At 59.5% G+C, this 3547-nt stretch carries 5 protein-coding genes; all 5 read right to left on the bottom strand.

All coding sequences use genetic code 11. The annotated features are described in order from the left end of the window. Window positions 1–19: 19 nt before the first annotated feature. Window positions 20–241 (bottom strand): fumarylacetoacetate hydrolase family protein, encoded by a 222-nt coding sequence (locus tag ACUSIJ_RS29450; RefSeq protein ID WP_449311970.1) that lies wholly within the window; start codon window positions 239–241, stop codon window positions 20–22. A 140-nt stretch (window positions 242–381) separates the two neighbouring features. Then, window positions 382–690, bottom strand: coding sequence for a hypothetical protein (locus ACUSIJ_RS29445; protein WP_449311969.1), 309 nt, complete (start codon window positions 688–690; stop codon window positions 382–384). 35 nt (window positions 691–725) lie between these two features. Continuing rightward, window positions 726–1667, bottom strand: a complete 942-nt coding sequence (locus ACUSIJ_RS29440) for a DMT family transporter (protein WP_449311968.1) — start codon at window positions 1665–1667, stop codon at window positions 726–728. A gap of 43 nt (window positions 1668–1710) precedes the next feature. Further along, window positions 1711–2457: an SDR family NAD(P)-dependent oxidoreductase gene (locus ACUSIJ_RS29435; protein WP_449311967.1), complete on the bottom strand. Its 747-nt coding sequence runs from the start codon at window positions 2455–2457 to the stop codon at window positions 1711–1713. Between the two features lie 61 nt (window positions 2458–2518). Beyond that, window positions 2519–3547 (bottom strand): NAD-dependent epimerase/dehydratase family protein (locus tag ACUSIJ_RS29430; protein ID WP_449311966.1); only part of this gene is annotated, 1029 nt, incomplete at its 5' end.

Below are 3547 nucleotides of genomic sequence, written 5' to 3'. Positions count from 1 at the left end.
ACCTCCCTAGACCCGGCGTTCAGATAACGTTGACAGGCAGAGGACCGACTCCTTCTGTGCTTGCTGCGAGCTTGTCGCCGACCGCTACTGGCCCCACACCGGCCGGGGTACCGGTCACGATCATGTCGCCAGCCCGCAGCTCGAACAAGGATGACAGGTGGGAGATGATTTCTGGCGTGCCCCAGATCTGCTGATCGAGGTCGCCATGCTGGGCAGTCTTTCCATTGCGATAAAGGCTTATGGTGCCGCAGGTGGGTGTCCGATTTCTGACGCCCGTACGATTTCGGAACCTGGAGCCGAGTAATCGAATGATTTGCCGATCTCCCGCGGTTCGGCAACACCTCCCTGTTTCTTAGAGGCTGTTAGTGACCACGAGCAGGCTCAACCACTGATGCTTCCGACGATATGCGCTCGGATATCTCCTGTGCCGGGATCGATCCAGCCATGCCGCGCCGCGCCGGCGATCATCGCGGTCAACTGATCCTGCCATATGGTATCGACGCGGCCGAGCTTCCGCAGCGCCGTCTCATGAATCCAGGCAGTCCCCTCATTATCGAGACGGCCGATGGTGTCTATGGCCGCTTTCAGTGTCTTGTAGGAAGTTCCATCCTCGATTGTAACTCGGAAGTTTCGGAAATCATCTGGCTCATCGAGCCTTGTCCGCCCATTTGTATCAACGACAACTTGCATCGAACTCCTCCGTTACAGCATTGGACAACAAGATGTCAGCTTGGCGGGGTTCCCGCTATCCGGTTGCGCGACTCGGCTATGAATATGCCGCCGATCACGAGGACCAGGGCGATCGCCTGATTGACGGCAAAAGTCTCGCCGAGGAGGCCGACGGCAAGGAGCGGCCCCAGTATCGGGACGAGATTGGCAAACAACCCTGCACGTGTCGGGCCGATCAATTGCACGCCGCGCATGAACCAGAGTTGAGCGAGAAAGGTAGGAAAGATCGCGACGACGACCAGAATAACCCAGCCCTTTGGCGTCGGCCAGTGAAATGAACTGGCTGCTACCTCGATTGCCAAGAGCGGCAGGGAGCTCAAACATGCCGCCATTGCGACGCCGGCAAAGAAGACGATTGCCGGCATTTTCGGCCGAACATGCAGTGCGATCGTGTATATCGAATAACACGCGCATCCGACGACCATCATGAGATCACCCCGATTGAAGGAGATTGAGCTCAGGCTTCGAATGTCGCCATTGCTTGCCACAATAAGCACGCCGCAAATCGTGATGACTATGCCTGCGATCTGCATGGGGCGGGCCGGTGTGCGATAGGCAATCACTGCGCCGATGAATACGAAAACCGGAATACAGCCCTGCAGGATCGAGAGGTGGGCAGCGGTCGTGTAATACGCTGCAATATAGAAAAGTGTGTTGAAGCCCGTCAGGCCGACGGTTCCGAGCGCTGCGATGAAAAGCCAGTGCCGACGCAGCACCGGAAGCGCCTCCACGATCTGCCGTTGCCAGATGATCAGCACGAGAACAGCGACAAGGGACCAACGGAAGCTGATCAGGGCTATCGGCGATATCTCGCCAACCGCAAGCCGTGCCGCGACCGCGTTTCCACTCCAGGATATGGCGGCGAGGCCGAGCAGGAGATAGGCAGTGGCCCGCTTTCTCTCATTACCCTGACCAAGACGGGTAGGAACCGTGCTCAAGCCATGAATCCGCAGCGAATGAACTGTTCCGACGATGGAACAGTCAAAGGAGACTCCCTCCGTCGACCACGAGGATGCTCCCCGTACTCAACGGCATGTAGGCGATCGCCGCAAGCACCGTCTTCGCGACGTCATCCGGCTCGATCACGCGCTTCAGCAGGGTGCGTTCCGCTTGCATGTCGAGGTCGCAGCGGCTCCGGCCCTCGACGAAGCCCGTATCGACGCCCGAAGGCGAGACAGTCAATACCCGCACTTCGGGAGCAAGCACGCGCGCCAATGACATCGACATCGTGTCGAGCGCCCCCTTGGAGGCTGCATAGGCGATGCTGCTTCCCGTTCCTCTCAGCGCGGCAACGGAGGAGATATTGACGATGACGCCGTCGCCGCTCCTGCGCAAGATCGGCGCGAAGCAGCGGACAGTGGCGAACACGCCACGCACATTCGCGACCATGATCCTGTCGAACATACTGTCGTCGAGCAGGTCCAGCTCACGATGCGGCACGGGCTTGGTCATCCCACCCGAATTGATGAGAATGTCGGTGCGCCCATAGCGCGCCTCCACCTCCGTGGCGAAGTGTCGGATGCTTTCGGAATCGGCGAGTGAGATCTGTGCGGTCATATGGCCTTCGCCTGCCAGCGACGCGACGACCTCTTCGGCGCGGGCACTACCGGAATGATAGCCCACGACGATCTTCGCGCCGTTTTGAGCCAGACGTCTTGCCGACGCAGCACCAATACCCCCGCTGCCTCCAACGACGACTGCGACCTTGTCAGTCAACAAAAGCGCCAAATTCCTCTCCATCCGCTATGCGCGCTGCAATCGCAGGCGTCAGATTATGCAATCGCAGGCGTCAGATTACTTGTGCCCAGAACGTGTGATAGTGTTGCACGAAATCCTGGCAAATCTGTTCGATCGTTGGCTTGCAGCGGATACCAAGCGCCTCGGCACGGGCGCCATCGACGACCGTCGGCCAGGAGTCGATCGTATTCTGGGCGAACGGTTCCGGCTTGAAGGATGCTCGCCCGGCGCGATAACCGTTTTTCCCGGCTATCGCGCTGGCGCCGGCAATCATCTCTTCCAGCGATGCCGTCAATGCCGGAAAGTTGACGACCGGATTATCCTCCAGTGCGGCCTGTTCCACTTCGTGCAGTCGGATCAGGCCCTTGACGCAACTCTCGTAGTCTATGAATGCCGTCCGTGTTTGCTCGGAAACACAAATCTCGCAATCGCGGCCGAGTACGACATCGCGAAGGACATCGGAGATGGCGGCGCCGGCCGAGGTACCGATCTTTTTGGGTCGAATGACGACCGTCGAGAGACGGGCGCAGCGGCCGTCAACCTTTCTCATGTGCTGAAAAGCGCTTACAAGGTTCTCGCTGATGAGTTTGGTGAGCCCATAGACGCTTCTGGGCTGCGTCGCCGTCTTGTCCGTAATCATCGCATCTTCGGCGTCACGTCGATAGACTGTGACCGAACTCGTCATGACCATCCGGGATCCTTCGCCGAGCTCGGCCAGGATCTCAAGCAGGTTGCGCGTCCCGTCGACATTGACGGAAAGCGCCGTCGCAATGTCGCGCTCGGTGACGCCGGTGAGCACGGAGGCGAGGTGAAAAACACTCGTGCCCGGCTCACGGATCACCTGCTGCAGAAACTCCCGGTCAGTCACGGAACCGGACCGGAAATTGACCGGAAGCTTCGCGCCCTCATAGGTGAGCGCATGATCCTCACGGATCGCGGGATCGATGACGATGAGACTGTCGAGCGGCTCGGGCGCGCCTGATCTGCCGGTCAGTGTGCCTTGCCTCGCCAGTTCGCACGCCAGGAGCGTGCCGATATATCCGGCTCCGCCGGTGATGACGGCTCTCATGAAGCGACCTCC

This window comes from Pseudochelatococcus sp. B33, assembly GCF_053570585.1.
This window is presented reverse-complemented; position numbering and strand designations above follow the sequence as displayed.